Annotated in this window: 18 protein-coding genes and 1 pseudogene; 8 read left to right on the top strand and 11 right to left on the bottom strand. The window is 71.2% G+C overall.

Translation table 11 applies throughout. The features are described from left to right. Positions 1-65 precede the first annotated feature (65 nt). A complete protein-coding gene (locus ACFQE5_RS04450; protein WP_379583048.1) occupies positions 66-1,067 on the bottom strand; it encodes a zinc-dependent alcohol dehydrogenase family protein in 1,002 nt (333 codons plus the stop codon). Between the two features lie 332 nt (positions 1,068-1,399). Between ACFQE5_RS04450 and ACFQE5_RS04455 the strand changes: the two genes are divergently transcribed. From ACFQE5_RS04455 to ACFQE5_RS04485, 7 genes are all read left to right on the top strand, one after another. Beyond that, the gene (locus ACFQE5_RS04455; RefSeq protein WP_379583050.1) at positions 1,400-2,851 is read left to right on the top strand and encodes a catalase; all 1,452 of its coding nucleotides are present in this window, start codon (positions 1,400-1,402) and stop codon (positions 2,849-2,851) included. A gap of 267 nt (positions 2,852-3,118) precedes the next feature. After that, on the top strand, positions 3,119-3,445 hold the full coding sequence (locus tag ACFQE5_RS04460; RefSeq protein WP_379583052.1) for a DUF3040 domain-containing protein: 327 nt from the start codon (positions 3,119-3,121) through the stop codon (positions 3,443-3,445). A 148-nt stretch (positions 3,446-3,593) separates the two neighbouring features. After that, complete coding sequence (locus ACFQE5_RS04465) at positions 3,594-4,367, top strand: ribosome hibernation promotion factor (RefSeq protein WP_379583054.1); 774 nt, start codon at positions 3,594-3,596, stop codon at positions 4,365-4,367. A 40-nt stretch (positions 4,368-4,407) separates the two neighbouring features. Beyond that, a complete protein-coding gene (locus ACFQE5_RS04470; RefSeq protein ID WP_379583056.1) occupies positions 4,408-4,815 on the top strand; it encodes a CBS domain-containing protein in 408 nt (135 codons plus the stop codon). 59 nt (positions 4,816-4,874) lie between these two features. Next, complete coding sequence (locus ACFQE5_RS04475) at positions 4,875-5,669, top strand: hypothetical protein (RefSeq protein WP_379583058.1); 795 nt, start codon at positions 4,875-4,877, stop codon at positions 5,667-5,669. Between the two features lie 125 nt (positions 5,670-5,794). Continuing rightward, positions 5,795-6,376 (top strand): rhodanese-like domain-containing protein, encoded by a 582-nt coding sequence (locus ACFQE5_RS04480; protein WP_379583060.1) that lies wholly within the window; start codon positions 5,795-5,797, stop codon positions 6,374-6,376. A 34-nt stretch (positions 6,377-6,410) separates the two neighbouring features. Next, complete coding sequence (locus ACFQE5_RS04485) at positions 6,411-6,671, top strand: metal-sensitive transcriptional regulator (RefSeq protein WP_379583062.1); 261 nt, start codon at positions 6,411-6,413, stop codon at positions 6,669-6,671. 110 nt (positions 6,672-6,781) lie between these two features. Here ACFQE5_RS04485 and ACFQE5_RS04490 read toward each other — a convergent pair whose 3' ends face one another. The 3 genes from ACFQE5_RS04490 to ACFQE5_RS04500 all read right to left on the bottom strand — a co-directional run bounded on the left by ACFQE5_RS04490 (position 6,782) and on the right by ACFQE5_RS04500 (position 10,139). Beyond that, positions 6,782-8,935 carry a helicase-associated domain-containing protein gene (locus ACFQE5_RS04490; protein ID WP_379583064.1) on the bottom strand — a complete coding sequence of 718 codons (2,154 nt, stop codon included), beginning with the start codon at positions 8,933-8,935 and terminating at the stop codon, positions 6,782-6,784. Further along, complete coding sequence (locus ACFQE5_RS04495) at positions 8,857-9,780, bottom strand: SEC-C metal-binding domain-containing protein (RefSeq protein WP_379583066.1); 924 nt, start codon at positions 9,778-9,780, stop codon at positions 8,857-8,859. The genes ACFQE5_RS04490 and ACFQE5_RS04495 overlap by 79 nt, the downstream gene beginning before the upstream one ends. A gap of 68 nt (positions 9,781-9,848) precedes the next feature. Next, entirely contained in the window at positions 9,849-10,139 is a 291-nt protein-coding gene (locus tag ACFQE5_RS04500) for a DUF2695 domain-containing protein (RefSeq protein WP_379583068.1), read from the bottom strand. Positions 10,140-10,249: 110 nt separating this feature from the next. On the opposite strand from ACFQE5_RS04500, the gene ACFQE5_RS04505 reads away from it, so the two are divergent. After that, entirely contained in the window at positions 10,250-12,217 is a 1,968-nt protein-coding gene (locus ACFQE5_RS04505; RefSeq protein ID WP_379583070.1) for a M13 family metallopeptidase, read from the top strand. A gap of 5 nt (positions 12,218-12,222) precedes the next feature. Here the strand turns inward: ACFQE5_RS04505 and ACFQE5_RS04510 are convergent, their stop codons facing one another. From ACFQE5_RS04510 to ACFQE5_RS04540, 7 genes and pseudogenes are all read right to left on the bottom strand, one after another. Beyond that, positions 12,223-12,591 carry a carboxymuconolactone decarboxylase family protein gene (locus ACFQE5_RS04510; protein WP_379583072.1) on the bottom strand — a complete coding sequence of 123 codons (369 nt, stop codon included), beginning with the start codon at positions 12,589-12,591 and terminating at the stop codon, positions 12,223-12,225. Positions 12,592-12,793: 202 nt separating this feature from the next. Then, a complete protein-coding gene (locus tag ACFQE5_RS04515) occupies positions 12,794-13,702 on the bottom strand; it encodes an HNH endonuclease (protein WP_379583075.1) in 909 nt (302 codons plus the stop codon). Beyond that, a complete protein-coding gene (locus ACFQE5_RS04520) occupies positions 13,692-18,158 on the bottom strand; it encodes an AAA domain-containing protein (protein ID WP_379583078.1) in 4,467 nt (1,488 codons plus the stop codon). The genes ACFQE5_RS04515 and ACFQE5_RS04520 overlap by 11 nt, the downstream gene beginning before the upstream one ends. Continuing rightward, a pseudogene (locus ACFQE5_RS04525) lies at positions 18,155-18,472 on the bottom strand (type I restriction endonuclease); the annotation flags it as partial. The gene ACFQE5_RS04520 and the pseudogene ACFQE5_RS04525, both read right to left, overlap by 4 nt. A 289-nt stretch (positions 18,473-18,761) precedes the next feature. Beyond that, positions 18,762-19,115: a PIN domain-containing protein gene (locus ACFQE5_RS04530; protein WP_379583080.1), complete on the bottom strand. Its 354-nt coding sequence runs from the start codon at positions 19,113-19,115 to the stop codon at positions 18,762-18,764. Continuing rightward, positions 19,115-19,606 (bottom strand): helix-turn-helix domain-containing protein, encoded by a 492-nt coding sequence (locus ACFQE5_RS04535; RefSeq protein WP_379583082.1) that lies wholly within the window; start codon positions 19,604-19,606, stop codon positions 19,115-19,117. The genes ACFQE5_RS04530 and ACFQE5_RS04535 overlap by 1 nt, the downstream gene beginning before the upstream one ends. 120 nt (positions 19,607-19,726) lie before the next feature. After that, the gene (locus ACFQE5_RS04540) at positions 19,727-21,022 is read right to left on the bottom strand and encodes an RNA polymerase sigma factor (RefSeq protein ID WP_379583247.1); all 1,296 of its coding nucleotides are present in this window, start codon (positions 21,020-21,022) and stop codon (positions 19,727-19,729) included. Positions 21,023-21,029 lie beyond the last annotated feature (7 nt).

The following is a 21,029-nucleotide window of genomic DNA, read 5'->3' on the forward strand; positions in this document are numbered from 1 at the left end:
TCCTGTCGGGCTTGGTTGGGCCAGGCTCGGCGCCGGTAGCGGCCGGCGGGCGGGTACGCGGTGGCTCAGCCGGGAACCAGCACCGCGGCCCCGGTGATCCGGTCGGCCGCGAGGTCGGCGAGCGTCCGGTCGGCCTCGTCCAGTGCCCGCTCGCTGATCGTCGGCCGTACCCCGAGCGCGGCGGCCAGCCGAAGGAACTCCTCACCGTCGGCGCGGGTGTTGGCGGTGACGCTGCGCAGCTGCTTTTCGCGGAACAGCTCGGCGGCGTAGTCGAGCCGGGGGATGTCGGACAGGTGGATTCCCGCCACCGCGAGGGTTCCGCCGGCGTCCAGTGCCCGCATCGCGACCGGGACCAGTTCGCCGGCCGGGGCGAACAGCACCGCCGCGTCCAGCGGCTCGGGCGGCGCGGCCGCCGCCGGTCCGGCCGAGGCACAGCCGAGTTCGAGCGCGAGCCGCCGCGCGTGCGCCGACCGGGTCAGGACGTGGACCGTCGCCCCCTGGGCGATCGCCACCTGCGCCACGACGTGCGCCGACGCGCCGAACCCGTAGATGCCCAACCGTCCGCCGGGCGGTAGCGTCGCGCGCCGCAACGCTCGGTAGCCGACGATGCCCGCGCACAGCAGCGGCGCTGCCTGCGCGTCGCCGAGCCCGTCGGGGAGCCGGTAGGCGTAGGCCTGCGGCACGACCGCCCGTTCGGCGTAGCCACCGTCGGCATCCCAGCCGGTGAACGTCGCCGCGGGGCAGAGGTTCTCCCGCCCGGTGCGGCACCACCGGCAGCGCCCACACGTCCCGCGCAACCATGCGATCCCGATCCGGTCGCCGATGGCGAACCGGTCGGCGCCGGGGCCGAGGGCCTCGACCGTTCCGACGACCTCGTGCCCGGGGACGGTACGCGGCCGCCGGGGGGCGAGGTCGCCCTCGGCGAGATGCAGGTCGGTCCGGCAGACGCCGCACGCCGACACGCGGACCCGGACCTCGCCCGGGCCGGGTACGGGTTCGGGCAGCTCCGCCGCCCGCAGCGGACCGGAGCTGATCGGCGCAGGCCGTTCCACGATCCATCCGCGCATGCCTCGACTCTGGCACGGCGGACCCCTCGGAGCCCTACCCTTGACTCATTCCAGAAAAGCTGCTTTGCTCGGGCCCGTTCCCGCAGCGGTCGATCACATCGGGCGGTTTCGGGGCGCGTCACTGCGGGTCATCGCGCCTCGGCGGTCCTCGCCGTGCGGCCTGGGCATTCCCAGGCCGATCCGATGTGATCGCGAAAGGGGGGTGTGACGGCAGTTCGGGCAGCCATCGACACAGGTCGGCCACGGCGTGCTGCGCACTCGTGGCCACACCGACTTTTCGCCGAACGACATCCCTCCCACCACCGACTCAGCACGCACCGAAGGAGATCGTCGTGAGTGACACGGCCCCCCGGAAACTCACCACCGTCGCGGGCGCCCCGGTACCCGACAACCAGAACAGCATCACCGCGGGTCCACGTGGACCGATGCTGCTGCAGGACGTCTGGTTCCTGGAGAAGCTGGCGCATTTCGACCGGGAGGTCATTCCCGAGCGCCGGATGCACGCCAAGGGCTCGGGCGCCTTCGGCACCTTCACCGTCACGAACGACATCACTCGCTACACCCGAGCGAAGCTGTTCTCCGAGGTCGGTAAGAAGACCGAGCTGTTCGCGCGATTCTCGACCGTCGCCGGTGAGCGTGGTGCCGCCGACGCCGAGCGCGACATCCGCGGCTTCGCGGTGAAGTTCTACACCGAGGAGGGCAACTGGGACATCGTCGGCAACAACACCCCGGTCTTCTTCTTCCGCGACCCGCTGAAGTTCCCCGACCTCAACCACGCGGTCAAGCGCGACCCGCGCACCAACATGCGCAGCGCGACGAGCAACTGGGACTTCTGGACCTCCCTGCCGGAGGCGCTGCACCAGGTCACGATCGTCATGAGCGACCGCGGCATCCCGGCGTCCTACCGGCACATGCACGGCTTCGGCTCGCACACCTTCAGCTTCGTCAACGCCGAGGGTGAGCGGTTCTGGGTGAAGTTCCACCACCGGTGTCAGCAGGGGATCACGAACCTCACCGACGCCGAGGCGACGGCGCTCATCGGCCAGGACCGCGAGAGCCACCAGAAGGACCTGTACGAGGCGATCGAACGCGGTGATTTCCCCAAGTGGAAGCTCTGCGTACAGATCATGCCCGAAGCCGACGCCGCGACGGTTCCCTACCACCCGTTCGACCTCACCAAGGTCTGGCCCAAGGGTGACTACCCGCTGATCGAGGTCGGTGAGTGGGAGCTCAACCGCAACCCGGACAACTACTTCGCCGACGTCGAGCAGGCCGCCTTCAGCCCCGCGAACGTCGTGCCGGGTATCGGCTTCTCCCCGGACAAGATGCTGCAGGGCAGGCTGTTCTCCTACGGCGACGCTCAGCGCTACCGGCTCGGCGTGAACCACCACCAGATCCCGGTCAACGCGCCACGCTGCCCGGTTCACAGCTTCCACCGCGACGGCGCGATGCGCGTCGACGGCAACCAGGGCAGCACCCTGGCCTACGAGCCGAACAGCTACCGCCAGTGGCAGGAGCAGCCGGAGTACCGCGAGCCGGCGCTGGCCGTCGGGGACAGCGCCGACCGCTGGAACTACCGCGAGGACGACGACGACTACTACACCCAGCCGGGGAACCTCTTCCGCAAGATGAGCCCCGAGCAGCAGCAGGCGCTGTTCGAGAACACCGCCCGCGCCATCGCCGGTGTCCCGCGTGAGATCCAGCAGCGGCACATCGACAACTGCGCGAAGGCGGATTCCGCCTACGGCGACGGGGTGGCCAAGGCGATCGCCGCGCTCGGCTGATCTCACCCCGCGATCGGAATCTCGGTGGCCGGGCCGCACCGCGGCCCGGCCACCGGCGTGCCGGGACCGGTCGAGCTCGTCCGGGCGCGGCGGGAGGGGTGATCGCGGGATCCGCGTCAGGATTCGCTGACCTGGGCGATACGCACAATTCCCACCGGAACACGTCACCGGGTCTAGGCTGGGATCAGCGACAACGGGCCCCAGCCTGGCAGGGCAACCCGTGAATGCCGGCGGCGGAAGAGGTGACGGCGGAGTCGGGAGGTCGTGATGCTCTCGCGGTGGGAACGACAAAGCCTGCAGGAGATCGAACAGCACCTTCAGGCGGAGGATCCTCGCCTGGCGGTCCTGCTGGAGCGAGCGAAGTCGGCCCGGGCCGGCCGGTGGCTCCGCCGTGGATATGACGCGGTCGTCCTGTTCGCCGTGCTCCTGTCCGGGTTGTGCCTGGCGTTGGGACAGGCCGGTTCCGGCTTCGCCGCGGGCGCCGTCGCGGTACTGGTGTTCTCCTGGCGGCGGCGCCGGTTCCCGGTGCTCCGGTGGTGGCCGTGGTCGCCGACGACGAGGCCGAAACAGGACAGCGACGAACCGTTCCCCTGAGGACGTTCGCAGAGCGAACCGGCCGTGTGCGATGACCGCACGGACAGCCCAGAGGACCGCCTGGCCCGGCCCCGGCCGGGACTTCCGCCGGTTATCAGCGGTCCGGTCGACCCTGTCCCGGCCCGGGCCGTGCACCGAGGGTGAGCCCATGCGAACGAGGGAGAGCGCGGCCGAACCGGAGATCGTCGTCGAACTGCAGGGCAGGGTGGCCGAAGACCTTCCGGACTACGCCCGAAAGAAGATCGGCGCTGTGCTGGCCCACGCCGGACGACCGGCTCTGCACACCCGGGTCCGCGTGGTCCGCCATGGCAATCCGGGTCGCGAGCGGCCGGTCACCGCGCAGGTCAACATCGATCTCGGCGGCAGGCTCGTCCGGGTTCAGACGGACGCGACGACCCCGCGCGAGGCCGTGGACCTCCTCGTCGACCGTCTCCGCCACCGCCTCGAGCGGATTACGTTGGGACGCAACGGGTATCGCGGCCGGATCGACCGTGAACAGCGGCACGAGGCATTCCTGTCCCTGCCCCCTCAGGAACGCGAGATCGTGCGGCGCAAGACGGTCAGCCCCGCCCGCCGCAGCGTCGACGAGGCCGTCATGGACCTGGACGACCTCGACCACGACTTCCACCTGTTCCGCGAGATCAGCCGCGGGATGGACAGCGTCGTCTACCGCACGGGCCGCGACGCGGTCCGGCTCGCGCAGGCCGACGGCCGGACCGACCTGCTCGCCCCGACCGTCATGCCGATCACCATGAGCACCCACCCCGCGCCGCGGTGCACGGTGTCCGAGGCCGTCGAGCGGCTGCGCTTGACCGGGTTGCCGTTCCTGTTCTTCGTCGACGCCGAGCAGGGTCGCGGCTGCGTGCTGTACCACCGTTACGACGGGAACTACGGACTGATCGAGCCGCGTGCCGACGCATGACGGGATATCGCCCGACCCCCCGACCGACAAGGAGCCCACCGTGCCCGCCGAGACCACGGCCGCCACGTCCGCCGACCCCGTGAAGAAGATCATGGCCGAGCTGGTCGCCACCGTCAGATACGACGATTCGCTGCGCTCGGTCGCCCAGGAACTCGTCGCCGACGAGGTCGGCGCCGTCGTCGTCACCTCGACGAACGAGCCGCTGGGGCTGATCTCCGAACGCGATCTCGTCACCGTCGAGGCGACGGGCGGCGATCTCGACACCCGGCAGGCGGCGGACATCATGACCACGGACCTCGTGACCGCCCAGAGCGGGGACAGCATCGCGTCGGTCGGCCGGCTGATGCTCGACGCCAGGGTGCGGCACATCGTGGTCAAGGAGGGCCAGGACATGGTCGGCGTGGTGTCGATACGTGATGTGCTGGCTGTCCTGCTGGGCGTGCACTGACCGGGCGATGAGGCCGAACGCCTCTTCCGTTGATCGGTTCTCTCGGCCAGGCTGCCGGGGTGCGAATCCGACCGGGGAGGCGCGCGGCGCTTCCCGCCTCGTTGCTGCTGGTGCTTCTCGTCGCGGTGGGCTGCGGCCGGCCGGGCTCCGATGCCCCGGCCGCCGCGTCGGCCATGCCGAACCCCGCGACGTCCGCGCCGGCCGAGCCGCAGCCGGACCGAACCGCCTCCCCGGCGCCGGCCGTTCCCGGATTCGCCCATCAGCCGTTGTGGCCGTTCGCGGACGCCGAGGCGGTTCGCACCTGGCAGGCGGCCTACCGCGCGGGCGGCCAGCAGCCCTGGCACCTGGACGCCGAAGCGACCGCGCTCGGGTTCACCCAGGGTTACCTCGGTTTTACCGGCATCGACCGGGTCACCAGCCACGCCGAGAGCGGCGCCGACGCGTGGGTCGGCGTCGGCTTCGCCCTGCCCAACGGCACGGAGAGCACCGCATCGGTGCTGCACCTCGCCCGGTTCGGCGACGGTCCCGACGCCCCGTGGGAGGTCGTCGGGAGCCGTGACGAGACCCTCGTCGTGGACACCCCCGCCTACGGCGGCCGGGTCACGTCGCCGGTGACGGCGGGTGGCACGATCACCGGGGTCGACGAGAGCCTGCGCCTGCAGCTTCGCAAGCTGGGCCGGGACGGCACCGTCGGCGAGTTCTGCTGCGTGCCCGCGGGAGGCCAGGCCGCCCGATGGTCGGCGACGGTCCCCTTCACCGATGCCGGATCCGGCCCGCTGACGCTCGTCGTGTCGACCGGCGGCCATGTCGCCGACGTCGAGGAGTTCGCGATCACCGCCGTCCGGACGGGATGACCGGAACGGGCGACCGCGACCCGGATTCGCCACTGCCCGCAACCGGCGTGGACTCGTTTTATACCCAGGGGGGTATTATTGGTCCGGTCATCCCGTCGATCACGACAACCAGGCAGGAGAGCCGCATGACCGCCGTCGCCGACACCGTCCGCATCGACTGCGCGCTACTGAAGGAGCGTCTCGACTCGGACAACCCACCCCGGCTGCTGGACGTCCGCACACCCGGCGAGTTCGCCGCGGTCCACATCCCGGGCTCCTACAACGTCCCACTGGACACATTGCGCGAGCACCGTGACGAGCTCCGCCGCCGTCTCGACACCGACGTCGTGCTCATCTGCCGTTCCGGGCAGCGCGCCGAACAGGCCGAGCGCGCCCTGGCCGAGGCCGGGCTCCCCGGTGTGCAGGTCCTCACCGGCGGCATGACCGGCTGGGAGACCGCGGGCGGGGCGGTCAACCGGGGCCGCAACATCTGGGACCTCGAACGTCAGGTCCGCTTCGCCGCGGGGTCCCTGGTCCTCACCGGCGTGCTCGGCAGCGTCGCGGTACCGCGTCTGAAGTGGCTGTCCGGGGCGATCGGGGCCGGACTCGTGTTCGCGGGCGCCACCGGAACCTGCGGCATGGCGATGCTGCTGGCGAAGATGCCCTGGAACCGCCCCTCGTCCTACGATCCTCATGCGGTGTTCAACCAACTCGGCGAGGAGCGCTGACCGAACCTGCCGCACCGACAGTGAGGAGTAGAGGATGCAGCTGGACGACGACGTCGTCGGCAGTGTCATCAACCGCCTGCGCCGAGCCGAGGGCCAGATCGGGGGCATCATCCGGATGTTGCAGCAGGGCCGCGACTGCGCCGAAGTGGTCACGCAGCTCGCGGCGGTGTCCCGGGCACTCGACAAGGCGGGCTTCGCGATCATCTCCTCCGGACTGCAGCAGTGCATCGCCGCCGGCGACGGAGGCGAGATCGACCTGGCCAAGCTGGAGAAACTCTTCCTGTCCCTGGCCTGACCACCCTGTGAGTGCGTAACAGTGTTAGAACACTGTTACGCACTCACAGCCCGGTATGAGCTGCGGGGATCGCACGGTTCGGCTCCCGGCGGTCCCGGCGGGTGGCCCGCCTACCCGGCGGGCTCGACCGCCTCGGTACGGGCCTGCGCGAGGTCGCGCTGCGTTTGAGCGGGTGACTGCGGCGCGTGGGCATCGTCGGGACGGCCGAGCAGCAGGCGGGCAAGATCGGTTGCCGAAGCTCGCGGCCTGGCCCGGACGATGGCGGCCGGATCGAGGGCACGCTTCTCGGGCCGATCCTCCACGATCACCGCGCCGTCGGCGTCCTCGGCCAACGGCGCGAACCCGGCCTCCCGCAACCCCACCAGCACTGTGTCGATCCCGAAAGGGCTGGCCAGGACGGTGGGGGCGAGCGCACTGAGCTGGAGTTTCCGCAGCGACCGGGTGTGCAGGATCTCGGCAATCTCGGACTCCGAGCCGACGACACAGGAGGACAGGCCGCGCACCCGCACGCTGCCGTGCCGGCGGGCAACGTCGGAGATCAGATAGTCCAAGGGCTGGGGTAGCTCGCGGTCGGAGACGGCCCGCAGCTGTGCGCGCAGCTCGTCGGGAGTCCAGCCGGCGTCGAGAGCGGTCCGCACGCTGGTCGACGAGAACCGCCACGTCGCGGCCACACCACGACTCTCCGGGACCGCAGCGGCGGCCAGCAGCCGGGACGCCGCCGCGCTCAGCTGCCCGGATGCCACCGCGCTCAGGTCCGACTGGAGGACGAGCATCCCCCGCGCCTCCGGGAGCAGCACGGCGCACCGTCGTCCCAGGTCGTCGTCACCGGCCACCAGGTGTTCGCCGAGGTCCGACAGGCGGTCCCCGCTGACCACACCGAGCAGCCGGGCCTCCGCAACCGCGGCGCGGATGCGAAGTGCCGTTTCCTCCTGCGGATAGTTCTGCAGCGGGCAGAACCAATCGATATGCGTCCCCACCGCCTCGACGGACCGACCGCCCGAAGCGCCCCTGAGCAGGGCCCGGCGGATCATGCCGGCCTCGGAGGCCAAGGGAACGGGCGGCGGCGCCTCCGTATCCTCGTCGATCTTGCGGTAGGTGGGGGCGAAGTCGAGGTCCCACCATGCGCGGGCGACGACCGCCCATCGGTCGCCGGGTGCGGACTCCCGCCACGTGTCGTACCCGGCCGTGGGCGCATACCGGCCGCCGGCACGGGCCAGCAACCCGGCGGCGCTCGCCAGGTCGATCCACAACCCGATGTCCTCCGGTGCCGCCGAGAGCCGTTTGGCGAGACGGGTCCGCTCACGGGTCCCGACGCCGCCCTTCTTCAGCGCGGCGAGACCCGCCGCGCGCGCCTCGTCGAGCAGCGCCGTCAGCCCACGCAACAGGTCCTCGGCCGCGGACCGGGCGGCGTCGGTGGCCGCGGGTTCGGCGTCCGGCAGGTCCGGCGGACCGGTGAGGGTGGCGTTCCCCTCGATCATCCAGGCAGAGACCGCGACCTCGCGCGGGAGTTCCCCGGTGCCGTAGACCGGGAGCAGCAGCCCGGCCCGTACCAGCGGGTCTTCCCGCCCTCGCGGGCTCGATCCCCAGAACACGGCGCCGAAGCCGTGGCGGAGGCGGACCAGGTCGAACTGTCGGCGGGCCTTCCCGGACAGGCCGGCGATCGCCCGTCCGATCGTCTCCCGGTCGGCCATCAGCTCCGCGAGCCGGGCAACCAGTTCGGGTTTGCGCAGGCCCTCGACCGTGCCGCCGAGGCCCTGCACCGCCACACGTAGATCGTCGACGACGGTCTGACGGGCGATCACCGCGAGGGGCCGGAACAGGTCCACGTCGTGCGTGAGATGGGCCGCGAGCCGGTCCGGCAACGCGATCCGCTCGCCGTCGCGCCAGCCCAGTCCCCAGGCGCACAGGCCGTCGACCGCCGATTCCACCAGTGTCTCCGGCGACCCGAGCAGCTTCGCCACCGCCTCCGTGGTCGCGCCGGTGTCCAGCAGCGCGACCGCCCGAGCGGTCGTGACCATGTCGCCGGTGCAGAGCTCGAGGGCGTCCGAGAGCGACTCCGCGCCGTGAAGTCGCTGCGCGAGCTGCTCGAAACTGCGCGGTACCGGCTCGACCAGCACGTCGGGCCGCGCCTGCAGCAGCGCGGTCAGGCGCTCGGCACTCAGCTCGGTAAGGGCCTCGGCGAAGGTCACCGGACCGCACCGCAGCACTTCTTGTACTTCATGCCCGAGCCGCACCAGCACGCCGAGTTGCGCGGCGGGGGCCACGCCACCGTCTGCTCCGCGGGCACCGCGGCGGCGTACTCGGCCCGGAGCGTCGACTCCGTCGGCGAGCCCCCGGTCGCCTCGGCGAACGCCACCAACCCCGCCACCGTGCCCAGGGCCACGCGAATCGTGGGGACCCCGCGTTCGGCCATCTCCCGCCATCGGAGCTCAACGGCGGGGTAGTAGTCCTCGTCGACATCGCTGTACTCGTCGGGCCACCGCCGCCGGGCCTCGGCGCGCTCGGCCCGCTGGAACGTCAGCACCCGCAGCTCCCGAGGTGGGGTCCGGCCCGCGTCGAGGTGTGCGCGAAGGTCGTCGAGGTCGGGCGGCCGTTCGAACGGCGCTGTCGGCACAATCTCGTCCATCGCGTCCGAGGCCAAACCCAGCTCCCGGCGGACCTCACGCCGGCCCCGGAGCGGGATCGACGCGAACGCCGCCCAGCCATCCGGTCCACGCACGGCCTCGATCTCGTCGGACGGTAGGCGCGCGACCAGCCGGTCATACCATCGCAGTGCGCCCTTCAGGTCCCGGCGCTCGGCCAGCAGCTCGGCGGCCAGCTGGCAGTGCCCGTCGTGCAGCGCCGGATCGCGGGCGAGAGCCGCGAGGTGATTCTCCGCCTCGGCGCCGCGATCGTCCTCCCACAGGAGCTCGGCCATCTCGACCCGTGCGTAGCAGCCGTCCGCACCGCCCGCGTCGATCAGGTCGCCGAGCAGGCGGGTGGCGCGCTCGCGATCCCCGGCCCGCACCCATGCCTGCGCGGCCTCCAGCAGAAGCTCGCCACGCTCGTCGGGATACTCCTGCGCCTCGGCTTCGAGCTGTGTCGCGAGGTCGGTATCCGCAGCCCGCATGACGGAACCCTACCGAGCGCCGGGCCCGGGCGAAGATCGGCCATCGCTTCGGGCGCACGCATCGGCGGTCAGTCCGGTTCCAGCGCGTTGAGCAACACCTCGCAGTCGCAGTAGCCGCCGCGCTCGCACAGCCGCTTCTGCAGCTCGGTCCAGTTCGTTCCCGCCCGCAGCGCCCAGTTCCGCGCCGCGCGCAGGGTGCCGTCGCAGCCACGTTCGGCGACTCCCTCCTCGATGGCGTGCGCCAGCGCGGCCGCCTGCGCCGGACCGAGCCCGAGCGCGGGGCGGGAGGGCCAGTCCTCGTCCAGCGCGGGGAGGTCGACCTCGTCGATGTCCCACCGGTCGTCGTCGGGATTCGTCATGTGCCGACGGTGGCACCGGGCACCGACGATTGTCGGACCCGCGCGGGCTCTGGCCGCCGGTTCGTCCGCAGTCGCGACCTCGTCGGCCAGCGGGCAGGGCATGATGTGGTGTGACCATCTCGACGCGACCGACCCGCACCGGCCTGGACCTTCGGTGGGTCGACCCCGGAACCCGCCCGCAGGACGACCTGTTCGGCCACGTCAACGGCCAGTGGCTGCGCACCCACGAGATCCCCGAGGACCGCGCGCAGGACGGCGCGTTCCGGGCGTTGCGGGACCGCGCCGAGGCCGACGTGCGCACGATCGTGGAGCAGGCAGCGGGCGAGCCCGGCAGCGAGGCCCGAAAGATCGCGGACCTCTACGCCTCGTTCATGGATGTCGAGCGCATCGAGGCGCTCGGCACCGAACCGCTCCGCAGGCTCCTGGCGGAGGTCACGGGCGCGGCCGACAAGGCGGAGCTGGCCGCGGTGCTCGGCCGCCGCCAGCGGGAGGGCCGCACGGCGCTGTTCGGCGCCTTCGTGAGCACCGACGCCAAGGACTCCTCGCGCTACCTGGTGCATCTGTCCCAGTCCGGCCTCGGCCTGCCCGACGAGTCCTACTACCGCGAGGACGCCTACGCCGAGATCCGCACGGCCTACGTCGAGCACCTGGCCCGGCTCGCCGAGCTGGTCGGGCTGCCCGAGCCGACCCGGCTCGCCGACACCGTGATGGAGCTGGAGACGGCGCTCGCCGCGGCCTCCTGGGACCGGGTGACCAACCGCGACGCGGAGAAGACCTACACGCTGATGACGCTGCCGGCGTTGCGGTGCAACGCCGGCGAGTTCGACTGGGACCCCTGGCTCGCGGCCCTCGCTGCGCCGACGGGAGCGTTCGACGAGGTCATCGTGCGCCAACCCGCTTTCGTCCTCGCCGCCGCGAAGCTGTGGGCGCAGCGGCCGCTGGAGCAGTGGCAGGCGTGGCTGGCGATCCGCACCGCGTCGGCCTGCGCCGAGTACCTGAACGAGGCGGTCGTCGAGGAGGACTTCGCGTTCTACGGCCGGACCCTGTCCGGCACCCCGCGGCTGCGTGAGCGGTGGAAGCGCGGCGTCTCGGTGGTCGAGGGCGCACTCGGCGAGGCGGTCGGCCAGCTGTACGTGCAGCGGCATTTCCCCGCGTCGGCGAAGGAGCGGATGGTCACCCTCGTCGAGAACCTGGTCGAGGCCTACCGGCAGAGCATCAGCCGGCTGGACTGGATGGGCCCGGCCACCCGGGAACGGGCGCTGGCGAAGCTGGCGCGGTTCACCCCGAAGATCGGCTACCCGGACCGCTGGAAGGACTACTCGGCGCTGGAGATCAGCGCCGACGACCTGCTCGGCAACGTGCTGCGCGCCGGCGCATGGGCCACCGACTTCGAGCTCGCCAAGATCGGCAAGCCGGTGGACCGGACCGAGTGGCTGATGACCCCGCAGACGGTCAACGCCTACTACCACCCGCGGATGAACGAGATCGTCTTTCCCGCCGCGATCCTGCAGCCGCCGTTCTTCGACGCCGACGCCGACGACGCCGCGAACTACGGCGGGATCGGCGCGGTCATCGGTCACGAGATCGGCCACGGGTTCGACGACCAGGGCTCGCGCTACGACGGCGAGGGCACCATGACCGACTGGTGGGAGCCCGAGGACCGCGCCGAGTTCGACCGCCGGGCGCAGGCGTTGATCGAGCAGTACAACGCCCTGTCCCCGGCCGGGCTGCCCGATCACAAGGTGAACGGCGCGCTGACCGTCGGGGAGAACATCGGCGACCTCGGCGGCCTGACGATCGCGATCAAGGCCTACCAGATCGCGTTGGGCGACGAGGAGGCACCGGTCCTGGACGGACTCACCGGCCTGCAGCGGGTGCTGATCGGCTGGGCGCAGGTGTGGCGAGCCGTGACCCGCGACGCCGAGGCCGTCCGCAGGCTGGCCGTCGACCCGCACTCCCCGCCCGACCTGCGCTGCAACGCCGTGGTCAGCAACCTCGACGCCTTCCACGAGGCGTTCGACGTGCAGGAGACCGACGCGCTGTACACGCCGCCGGAGCGGCGCGTGCGCATCTGGTGAACGGGTCAGCCGGCGCTTCGGTCGCCGGCCTTCCCCTCCTCGTGGAACTCCTGGAACGCCGCGAACGCCCGCGGACCGTAGACCGTGCCCGGACCGCCGTGCATGAGGATGGTGACGCCGAGTGCCTCCGCGACCTCCGCCGGCGTGGCTCCGTGGCGGGCGGCGCCACGGGCGTGCGCGGCGATGCACCCGTCGCATTCGAGCCCGACCGACAGCGCCAGCGCGATGAGCTCCTTGGTCTTCGCGTCCAGCGCCCCGGGGCTGAGCGCCGCCTCGGCCAGGTTGCCGAAGCCCGCGTAGACCTTGGGGATCATCCGCCGCAGCTCGCGGGCCGGCCCGCGCAGCTCGTCCTGGACCGTCTTGCCGTGTCCCATCGTCGCTGTCTCTCCGTCTGTCGTGATCCGGCGCGCGGATCCGCGCCCAACCACCGATCCTCGCAAAGCCGCCGGGCCGATTCGCTGTGAGCCTGGTCAGCTCACCCCAGAACGTCGACGAGCGGATCCAGTGCTCGTCGACGACGAACGGTCGATCGACGGAGTGGTCGCGGCCCAGACCGGAACCACGAGGTGAACCCGGTCAGCCGGCCGCCCGGAACCTCGCGAACCGCTGTTCGAGCAGCTCGCGGTCCGGACGCTCGGCCCTGGACCTCGGCACGACCATCAACCGCTGCCCGTGCCGGCCCTTCAGACCGTGTTCGAGCATCGGCCCGTCGATCTCCTCCAGCAGATCGGAACGGATCTCGACGACGAGATCGGGACTGATACCCAGCACCAGGCTGTCGTAGGCCGCGTGGTGGATCTTGCACAGCGCCAGCCCGTTGCGCACCGCCGCGATCCCGGCCTCCTCCCGGTCCGGCACGATATGCGCCGCATCGAGCAGCTCGGCGTGCCGCAGCGCACACACCGCGCATCGTTTCTCGTAGGCGCGCAACACCGTCGCGCGGAACACCGGCTGGTGCAGCCGCTGCCGGGTCTCGCGCAGGATGTAGCGGCGGACGTGCTCGCCGACGCGCTCCCCCGGCGCGACCAGCCCCCGTGCGACGTCGGGGTCGATGACGAACTGCCGGTGCTGCGGTTCCTCCCACAGCAGATACACCGGGTAGATCGGCTGGTAGACCCCCGACGCGATGCCGAAGAACCAGATCAACGGCAGGCCCTCGTCCATCGCCGTGCGCAGCGCCCGGTTCTCGGCGTGGTCGGGGTCCTCGCCGCGCCACTTGTAGCGCAACAGCCCATCCGGCCCGACCGCGTCGTCGTACGGGCGCTGGCGCCCGTCCGCCGTGTACACGGTGCGGATGGACAGCGCCGCCGACAGCTCGCGCGGTTTACGGATGCCGCGCTGGGCGTCCATCAGCCGGAACGGGCGGCCCTCGATCCGGAAATCCAGCAGGTCGCCCGACGAGATCGGCAGCTGCCCGTCGTGGGTGCGCAGCGTCAGCCAGCGCTGGGCCTCCCGGCGCACCAGCGCGTCGAACTCAGCGCCCACGCGGCGGCCCCGCCGGTAGCCGGTCCTCCAACGTCGATGTTCCGGGGCCGTCGGTCGACGGCGACCGCGGGATCCACGCCCCGTTCGCCCTCTCACCGAACGGGCCGATCCCCAACCGGTCCAGCGCCGCCCACACCGGAGCGAGCGCTTCCTCCCGGTTCAGGTAGTAGATCGACTCTCGGATGCGGACGAACGTCCAGCCGCACCGTTTGAGCTCCTGCTCCCGGTGGAGGTCGGCCTCCCGCTGTTCCGGTGTGGTGTGGAACGCCTCACCGTCGCACTCGACCGCCAGCTTCCCGGCGGTTCCGGTCACGACCAGGTCGATGCGTCGCCCGTTCGTCTCGAACTGCGGGGTGACGTGGTAGCCGCGGGCGACGAGGTCGAGGAACACCCGCTGTTCGAACAACGAATCGAACGCGTCGTGCCGACGATCCGGGTCGACGTCGCTGCGGACCGGCTCCAGCCCACTCGAACCGGCCGAGGTCATGTAGTCCAGCAGCGATCGCCGCAGGTCCGCCGGACGCAGAAGATCCGCGGTCACGGAATGGAACAGCCACAGCTGGTCCTGGGCGCGTGACGCCGCCACGTTGAAGCTCTGCTCGAAGTTCAGCTTCGTCAATGCGGTGCGCGGTGAGTTCGGCGCCACCACGAGGGACAGCCAGACCACGTGGCGCTCGTCGCCCTGGAAGTCGGGAGGCGCCCCGATCCGCAACCGCCGGTCGCGCCATTCCTCGGGTGAGACGAGCTTCTTGAGCTCGTCCCCGACGATGTCGATCTGAGGACGGCCCTGCAGGACGACCACCCCGAACGTCTTGCCCTCGTACGCAGGATCGTCGAGACACTCACGAACCGACGCGGCGATGGCTGCGGCCTCCGCACGGTTGACGACGGAACCCCGGGTGGATTCGGTGACGGCGCCGGCCACGTAGGTCGTGCGGAGCGGGGGCAGCCGGTCGGCCCCGAACTGACGCAGCGGGATCAGTGGAGCGTCGCGGTAGAACATGTGCGACGACCACGTGATGATCTCCGGCATGCATCGGAAGTGCTCGCGAAGCCGGATCAGCTGACCGAAGCGGCTGCGCAGCAGCGAGAAGAGGCTGTCCTTCGGGGTGAACGCCGATCGCAGGTACGTCGGGATATCGTGCAGCTCCGCATCGAGCCGATCGAAGATCGGCTGGAGGGCTCCGCTCGCGACTTCGGACGGCGTGCACTGCTTGTCATCGCCGACCACGATCACCCGAGGCGCCAGCCAGAGCAGGAACGCGCTGGTCAGCTCGACCTGGCTCGCCTCGTCGACGATCACGACGTCGAAGGCGCCCGCCTGGGGCGGCACCGAGTCGAGGACCTGCCGGATCGGCATCACCCAGGCCGGCACGGCCGATTGCGCGACGGCCATCGCCTCCCGTGCGGCCTGGCGGCTGCGCTCGGCGAACTTCCCGGTGCCCTTGCCGATCTTGACCATCTCGTTGCGGTACGACTGCAGGGCCTGCACCTGCTCCGCGGTCATCCGGCTCAGGCACGCGCGCCACGCCATGGCCGCGGCCAGCTCGCCGGTCAGCTTGAGCAGGTCCTTGACCGCGCCGTCCAGCTCGCCTTCCAGGCGCTGTTCCCGCCCCGGGGTGGTCTGTTCCCCGACCCACGTGGCGGCACAGCCGTGGGCCCACGCCTGCGGCCACCGCGCCAGCCGCTGGGTCCACACCGAGTCGCCGGGGTTGACCTCCAGGTCCTCGGCGAGGGTCGACGAAGCCGTTCGCAGCCGGCTCAGCAACTCGTCGCAGCGTTGTTGGTCACTCTGCTCGCGCCGGGCCCGGTCGAGCGCGACCAGCGCCTGCTCGTAGCGCGCCGGGTCCCCGACGCGGTGCGCGTCGACGAGGTCGGTCAGCTCGGGGCTGCGCGCCGGTGGCGGGACCGCGCTCAGCAGGGCGTTCGCGGCGGCGTCCAGTTCGGCGCGGGCGAGCGCGGCGGCCCGCGCCTGCGTGACGGCGATCGCGACCGTGGCGACCCGTTCGAGGTCGAGCACGGCGACCACGGTCGGACGGTCGGCGGGCGGGAGCCCCGCGAACAGCCGGCGCAACGCGGCGGCGGCCCGCAGCACGCGGTCGACCGCCGCGCAGCTGCGGCGCAGCTCCACCATCGCGTTGACGAGCACGGGTCGGTCCGCATCGGGCGGCATCCCCATCCGGAGCGGCTGAAATGCGCTGTCGAGGACGCGGGCGATCGCCAGCACACGCAGGTGGTGCGCCGCGGCACCGGCAGCCGACACCGTCGCGGGAACCTCGCCCTCCACGCGGACGCTGTCGGCGAACCGCTCGGCGTTCTTCTGCTCCGCGCTCTTGAACATCCGGCGCAGCGAGCCACCGTTCTCCAGATACGTGGCGAGCCGCTCGAACACCCGTGCGGCGTCGGAGACGTCGATGCTGGTGGCAACCGTCATGGGCGCGAAGCCTGCCGCGCGGTCGTGGTCGAGGGCGGCATCGACGGCCGACAGCTGCTCGACGGCGCGCTGCCACAGATGTTCCGTGCCGCCGGCGAGCAGGGTGTCGGCCATCGAGAGCGCCCATGATGCCTGGGTGGGGAGCTGCCGAAGCGCGGCCGTCGCTTCCGAGACCTCCGCGCAGAGGGGCGCAAGCTCCCCCAGGGCGTCGGGTGGCAGGTCCTGCAGCGCGCCGACGAGGCCGCCCTCGGCCCCGGAACGGGCCTCGTCGCCGCGCGCAATGGCCTCCGCGAGCTCGGCGAACCGATCCGCGGCAAGGAGCTGGCCGGGTTCGGGAAGCTGCTGGTGGCGTCGGGACGCACGCCGGTCGCCGCGTTCCCGAAGCAGCCGCAGCAGCTCGTCCATCTGGGCGGTGGTGAGCGGTAGCTCGCCGCGGACACCCTGACCGACCCAGCCGTCCTGATCCGCGGTCGCGTTCATCGCCCGCACGATCCCGGACAGCGTTCCGCGGAATCCGGGGGCGATCTCCGGGTGCTGGTAGGTCTCCGCCTCGCGCAGTGCGCGGATGTCCTCCAGCAGCAGCGCCCGCCTGCGCTGCACGTCGTCGCGACGCGTGGTCAGGTCGGCAATCAGGCGGTCGGTGCGCTCGGGGTTGAAGTCGCTCTTACGGCCCGCCAGCGTCGCGACACTCTTCTGCAGGTCGGACTTGCCCTTGGGGGACGCGTCAGTGATCGACACGCAGAGCTCCTGGATGCCGGAAGGGAGCTTGTCCCGAAGCACGCGCAACGCCTGGGCCTTCTCACTGGTGACGAGCACCCGCTGCCCCCGGGCCAGCAGGGCGCTCACGAGATTGGCAATGGTGTGGGTTTTGCCCGTACCCGGCGGCCCTTCGACGACGACGCCGGTGTCCGAACCGAGCCTGCGGATGATCTGCGCTTGCTCCTCGTTCGCAGGCCGCGGGAACAGCGGCTGCTCGGCAAGGTCTGCCGGTGCCACGCCGCCGGCACGCTCGAGCCACGCCACCCGGTCCGCGGGCTCGATGGGCCGGACGAGCTGTCCCAGCCCCAGCGGGATCGGCTGCGACGAGTCGGCCAGGGAGCGCGAGATCCTGTCGTAGTACTCGCGCAACGCGAACGCGCCGCGACGGCGAGCGACGATCGCGGGTGCCGCGGTCAACGAGGCCGCGTCGCCCGAGGGTTCGTCCCACGTCCCGTCGACAGTGCTGGCGATCCGCAACGCGCGCTCCGCCCATTCCTTGAGGAACGCGGCGATGGCCGGGTCGATCGGGCTCGTGGCCAGCTCGTGCAGCCGGTCGCGCAGCACGGCCGATCCGGACGGGTCGTAGTCGGGCCGCCCGGACAGCAGCTCGTCATCTTCCAGGCGCAGCCCCGTGTCGTCGGCGAGCATGCACACCATCTCGCCCGTCTCGAGATTCTGTTCGATCCGGACGGGCTGGGTGATCAAGTGCACGTGCACGCCCTGCTCCCCGGCGGGAGCCGGGAGGTGCAGCAGGCCGGCGGAGAGGACGAGCTCTGTCGACTCCGGCCGGTCCGTCGCCATCCGGTGCAGGTCGAACAGCATCTCGAACATCCGCCGGCGCGGCCTTCGTTGCCGCTCACGCTCGGCCCACGGCCGCCAGGCCGCCATCCACTCGTCGAACGCCGCGCGGATCTCCGGCGCATCGCCGAGGTCGACCTGCCCGATGCCGGGCAGAGGCCCATGCTGCGCCAATACCGGTTCGCGGGCTCCGTCGGTGTCCGCGGGCCGATGGATCCAGTGCGCCAGCTCCCGGGGTGCCGGAGGCTCCGGTTCGAGCTGTACGCGCGGCACGCGCAGCAGCTCATCGCCGGGCCCGGTCGGCATCTGGACGGTGCAGTGCTCCTGCACATCGTCCAGCCACATGAGCTTGTCGTATCCCGAGGTGTGCCGGATGGGGCTGTTCCGCGTGACGGCGAGCTGGCGGAGCACGCCCATGAGGCGGATGACCTGGTCACGAAGAAGCGGATCCCACTCCGGCGTCATGCAGCTCTCCCCCTCTGTCGTGCCCCGACCTGCCCGGCGCGGTCCTTGATCGTCACGGGCCGTCCGTAAAGGATCACACGGAGCGCCGACAATGTTGAGGCGGTGCACTTCAGGAGGGCTGATCGCCGAGGATCCTCCCTCCGCGGCGGCGCGCGGCATTGACCCTTCCCGAGCTGGCGGAGTGCTGGACGAGGTAGTGAGTGGGTCTTGAGTTCCGCGGTGGCGACGGGGATCCCGTGGACGAACAGGACGAGATCGAGCGAGCGCTCCGACGTCTTCTCCGAATAGTGCAGCTGCCGGGTGACGGTCAGCCGGCTGGCCCTGCTGCTATCCCGGGTCGAGCATCGCCCGCTCGATCGTGTCCTCGAACGCGATCTCCTTGTGGACGCTCACCCGCAGATCCTCCCTGCGTCGTCGGCATGGCAACCTCTGGCGAAGTTCGGGCAGCCGTGTCCCGGCCGACCCAGAGCGATCAACAGGTCGTCGACGGTGCGCGGCTCCCGGCGGTAACGTGACACCTGCCGAACGAGCGCCCGGTGGACCGCTTGCCGATCGAGATCGCGTTGATCGAGCAGAAACGAGTCCTGACATGACACCTCGATGTCATAGCGAGCGGTGGAGGTGGCCGGGAAGTCCCGTGTTCTCGGTGACGATCAGTTCGGCACCTCCCCGAACAGCCGCGGCCAGGATGTGTCGGTCCTTCGGATCGTTGGTCATGGTCCCGATGAGGGGGGTGTAGCCGGTGACCATGGCTCCCGGGAAGTGCTCCGTCATCTGATCGATCCTGTGGTCGACGCCTGCCTTGGCGACGCCGTACCGCAGTAGGGCCCGTCGCAGCTCGTCGAGGATGTCGTGAGACCACAGCGGCTGGAACAAGCCCTCCTCGGCGACACAGAGCAACGTGTCGCACAGCAGCGGCTTGAACAGAACAGAGGTGTCGAGCAGGACCCGGAACATCAGCCTTCATCGACCTCCGGGCGGTCGACTGTCCGCTCGAACGACGCGTCAGCAGGAAGGTCGTACAGCCCGGCGTCCTCGGATGCCCGCACCATCTCGTCGAGCCCGGCCGCGCGGGCCCGACGCGCCCGCTCCTGATAGGCCAACAGATCACGAAGCCGGATCCGCCGATGCCGACCGGGCTTGTCGAATGGGATCTCCCCAGCCTCGAGCAACCTGACCACGGTCGGCCGTGACACGCCCAGTAGATCAGCCGCCTGGCTGGTGGTGAGCACTGTGTGCTGTGGTGCGACAGTGATCGCCAGTCCTTGGGACAAGGCTGCCACGACATCCTTCAGGACCTCGTACAGCTCCTCCGGCAGCTCGATGTGGGTGCCGTCCGCGGCCACGAGTGCCGGGCGCCCGTGTGTCTTCAGCGCGACCAGCAGATCCACCATCCGCTCTGCGGGCTCGTCAGGCAGGACGGTTCGCTCGGACAGTGTTGCGCTCATTGACCCACGGTACGCTCGAAACGAACAAAACGAAAGGCGATGGAGGATGTTCCGAACTCAGCGCCCACGCGGCGGCCCCGCCGGCTCCGTGATCACGTCGCCGACGATAGCCCGGCGGCGTCATCCCAGGGCAGCGAGCTTGCGCTCCAGCAGGTCGCGCTCACGCTCGTTGCCGCAGAGGCGTACGGCGAGCGCGAACTCCCGGCGCGCCTCGTCGGTCCGGCCCAGCCGGGTGAGCAGCTCACCGCGGACGCTGGGTAGCAGGTGGGAGCCCGCAAGGCGGCCGACCACGACCGGATTCTCGACGATGGGCAGGGCGGCGGCCGGTCCCTGAGACATCGAGATCGCCACCGCCCGGTTGAGCTCGACGATCGGCGACGGTGCGAGCCGGCCGAGCGCCTCGTACAGCAGCACGATCCGCTCCCAGTTCGTCTCCTCGACCGACGGGGCGACCGCGTGGCATTCGGCGATCGCGGCCTGGATGCCGTAGGCACCGAGCCCGCGACCGACCCTGGTGGCCCGTGCCAGTGCCGCCCGTCCGCGCCGGATCGCCGTCCGGTCCCAGCGGCGGCGGTCCTGCTGCTCCAGCAGCACCGGTTCGCCGTCCTCGCGCACCCGTGCCGGAAATCGGGCGGCGGTGAGCTCGAACAGCGCGAGCAGGCCGTGGGTCTCCGGCTCGTCCGGCACCAGCCGGGCCAGGATCCGGGCCAGCCGGATCGCCTCGCGCGCAAGGTCCTGGCGGATCCACTCACTGCCGGAGGTGGCCGACGATCCCTCGGTGAAGACGAGGTAGAGCACGCTGAGCACCGAGCCCAGCCGCTCGCGCCGATCCTCGGCGGACGGCACCGCGAACGGCACCCGGGCCGCGGCGAGGGTTTTCTTGGCCCGGGTGATGCGGGCCTGCACGGTGGCGGTCGGCACCAGGAACGCGCGGGCGATCTCATCGCTGCCGAGGCCGCCGACGACGCGAAGGGTCAGCGCGACGCTGGCCTCGCGCGACAGCGTCGGATGGCAGGCGATGAACATCAGCGCCAGTACGTCGTCGTCGACGCGGTCCGGGTCCCACAGCAGGTCGGCGTCCTCGGCCGCCGTCACCGGTGCCGAGCCGGTATCGCCGGCGGCGACGCCGCCCTCCCCCAGGTCGCGGGCGAGGGCGGCGTACCGCTCGTCGCGGGCCGCGCGCCTGCGGTAGGCGTCGATGGCGCGGCGCCGCCCCACCGTGAGCAGCCACCCGGCGGGATTGCGTGGTACCCCCTCGCGCGGCCAGGTGACCAGCGCCTCGGCCAACGCCTCCTGGGCCAGGTCCTCGGCCAGCGCGAAGTCGCGGGTGACGCGCGCGAGCGTGCCGACGATGCGCGCGGACTCGATCCGCCACACCGCCTCGACGGCGTGGCGGCCGGTGCGCCCCCCGGCCATCGTCGTG

It is taken from the genome of Pseudonocardia hispaniensis (assembly GCF_042658695.1).
Classification (GTDB): domain Bacteria; phylum Actinomycetota; class Actinomycetes; order Mycobacteriales; family Pseudonocardiaceae; genus Pseudonocardia; species Pseudonocardia hispaniensis.

What these genes read in the sequence shown, in the direction of transcription:
- ACFQE5_RS04450 (WP_379583048.1), bottom strand. Translation starts at nt 1,067, where the DNA reads ATGCGCGGATGGATCGTGGAACGGCCTGCGCCGATCAGCTCCGGTCCG.
- ACFQE5_RS04460 (WP_379583052.1), top strand. Translation starts at nt 3,119, where the DNA reads ATGCTCTCGCGGTGGGAACGACAAAGCCTGCAGGAGATCGAACAGCAC.
- ACFQE5_RS04465 (WP_379583054.1), top strand. Translation starts at nt 3,594, where the DNA reads ATGCGAACGAGGGAGAGCGCGGCCGAACCGGAGATCGTCGTCGAACTG.
- ACFQE5_RS04480 (WP_379583060.1), top strand. Translation starts at nt 5,795, where the DNA reads ATGACCGCCGTCGCCGACACCGTCCGCATCGACTGCGCGCTACTGAAG.
- ACFQE5_RS04485 (WP_379583062.1), top strand. Translation starts at nt 6,411, where the DNA reads ATGCAGCTGGACGACGACGTCGTCGGCAGTGTCATCAACCGCCTGCGC.
- ACFQE5_RS04495 (WP_379583066.1), bottom strand. Translation starts at nt 9,780, where the DNA reads ATGCGGGCTGCGGATACCGACCTCGCGACACAGCTCGAAGCCGAGGCG.
- ACFQE5_RS04500 (WP_379583068.1), bottom strand. Translation starts at nt 10,139, where the DNA reads ATGACGAATCCCGACGACGACCGGTGGGACATCGACGAGGTCGACCTC.
- ACFQE5_RS04510 (WP_379583072.1), bottom strand. Translation starts at nt 12,591, where the DNA reads ATGGGACACGGCAAGACGGTCCAGGACGAGCTGCGCGGGCCGGCCCGC.
- ACFQE5_RS04520 (WP_379583078.1), bottom strand. Translation starts at nt 18,158, where the DNA reads ATGACGCCGGAGTGGGATCCGCTTCTTCGTGACCAGGTCATCCGCCTC.
- ACFQE5_RS04530 (WP_379583080.1), bottom strand. Translation starts at nt 19,115, where the DNA reads ATGTTCCGGGTCCTGCTCGACACCTCTGTTCTGTTCAAGCCGCTGCTG.
- ACFQE5_RS04535 (WP_379583082.1), bottom strand. Translation starts at nt 19,606, where the DNA reads ATGAGCGCAACACTGTCCGAGCGAACCGTCCTGCCTGACGAGCCCGCA.
- ACFQE5_RS04540 (WP_379583247.1), bottom strand. Translation starts at nt 21,022, where the DNA reads ATGGCCGGGGGGCGCACCGGCCGCCACGCCGTCGAGGCGGTGTGGCGG.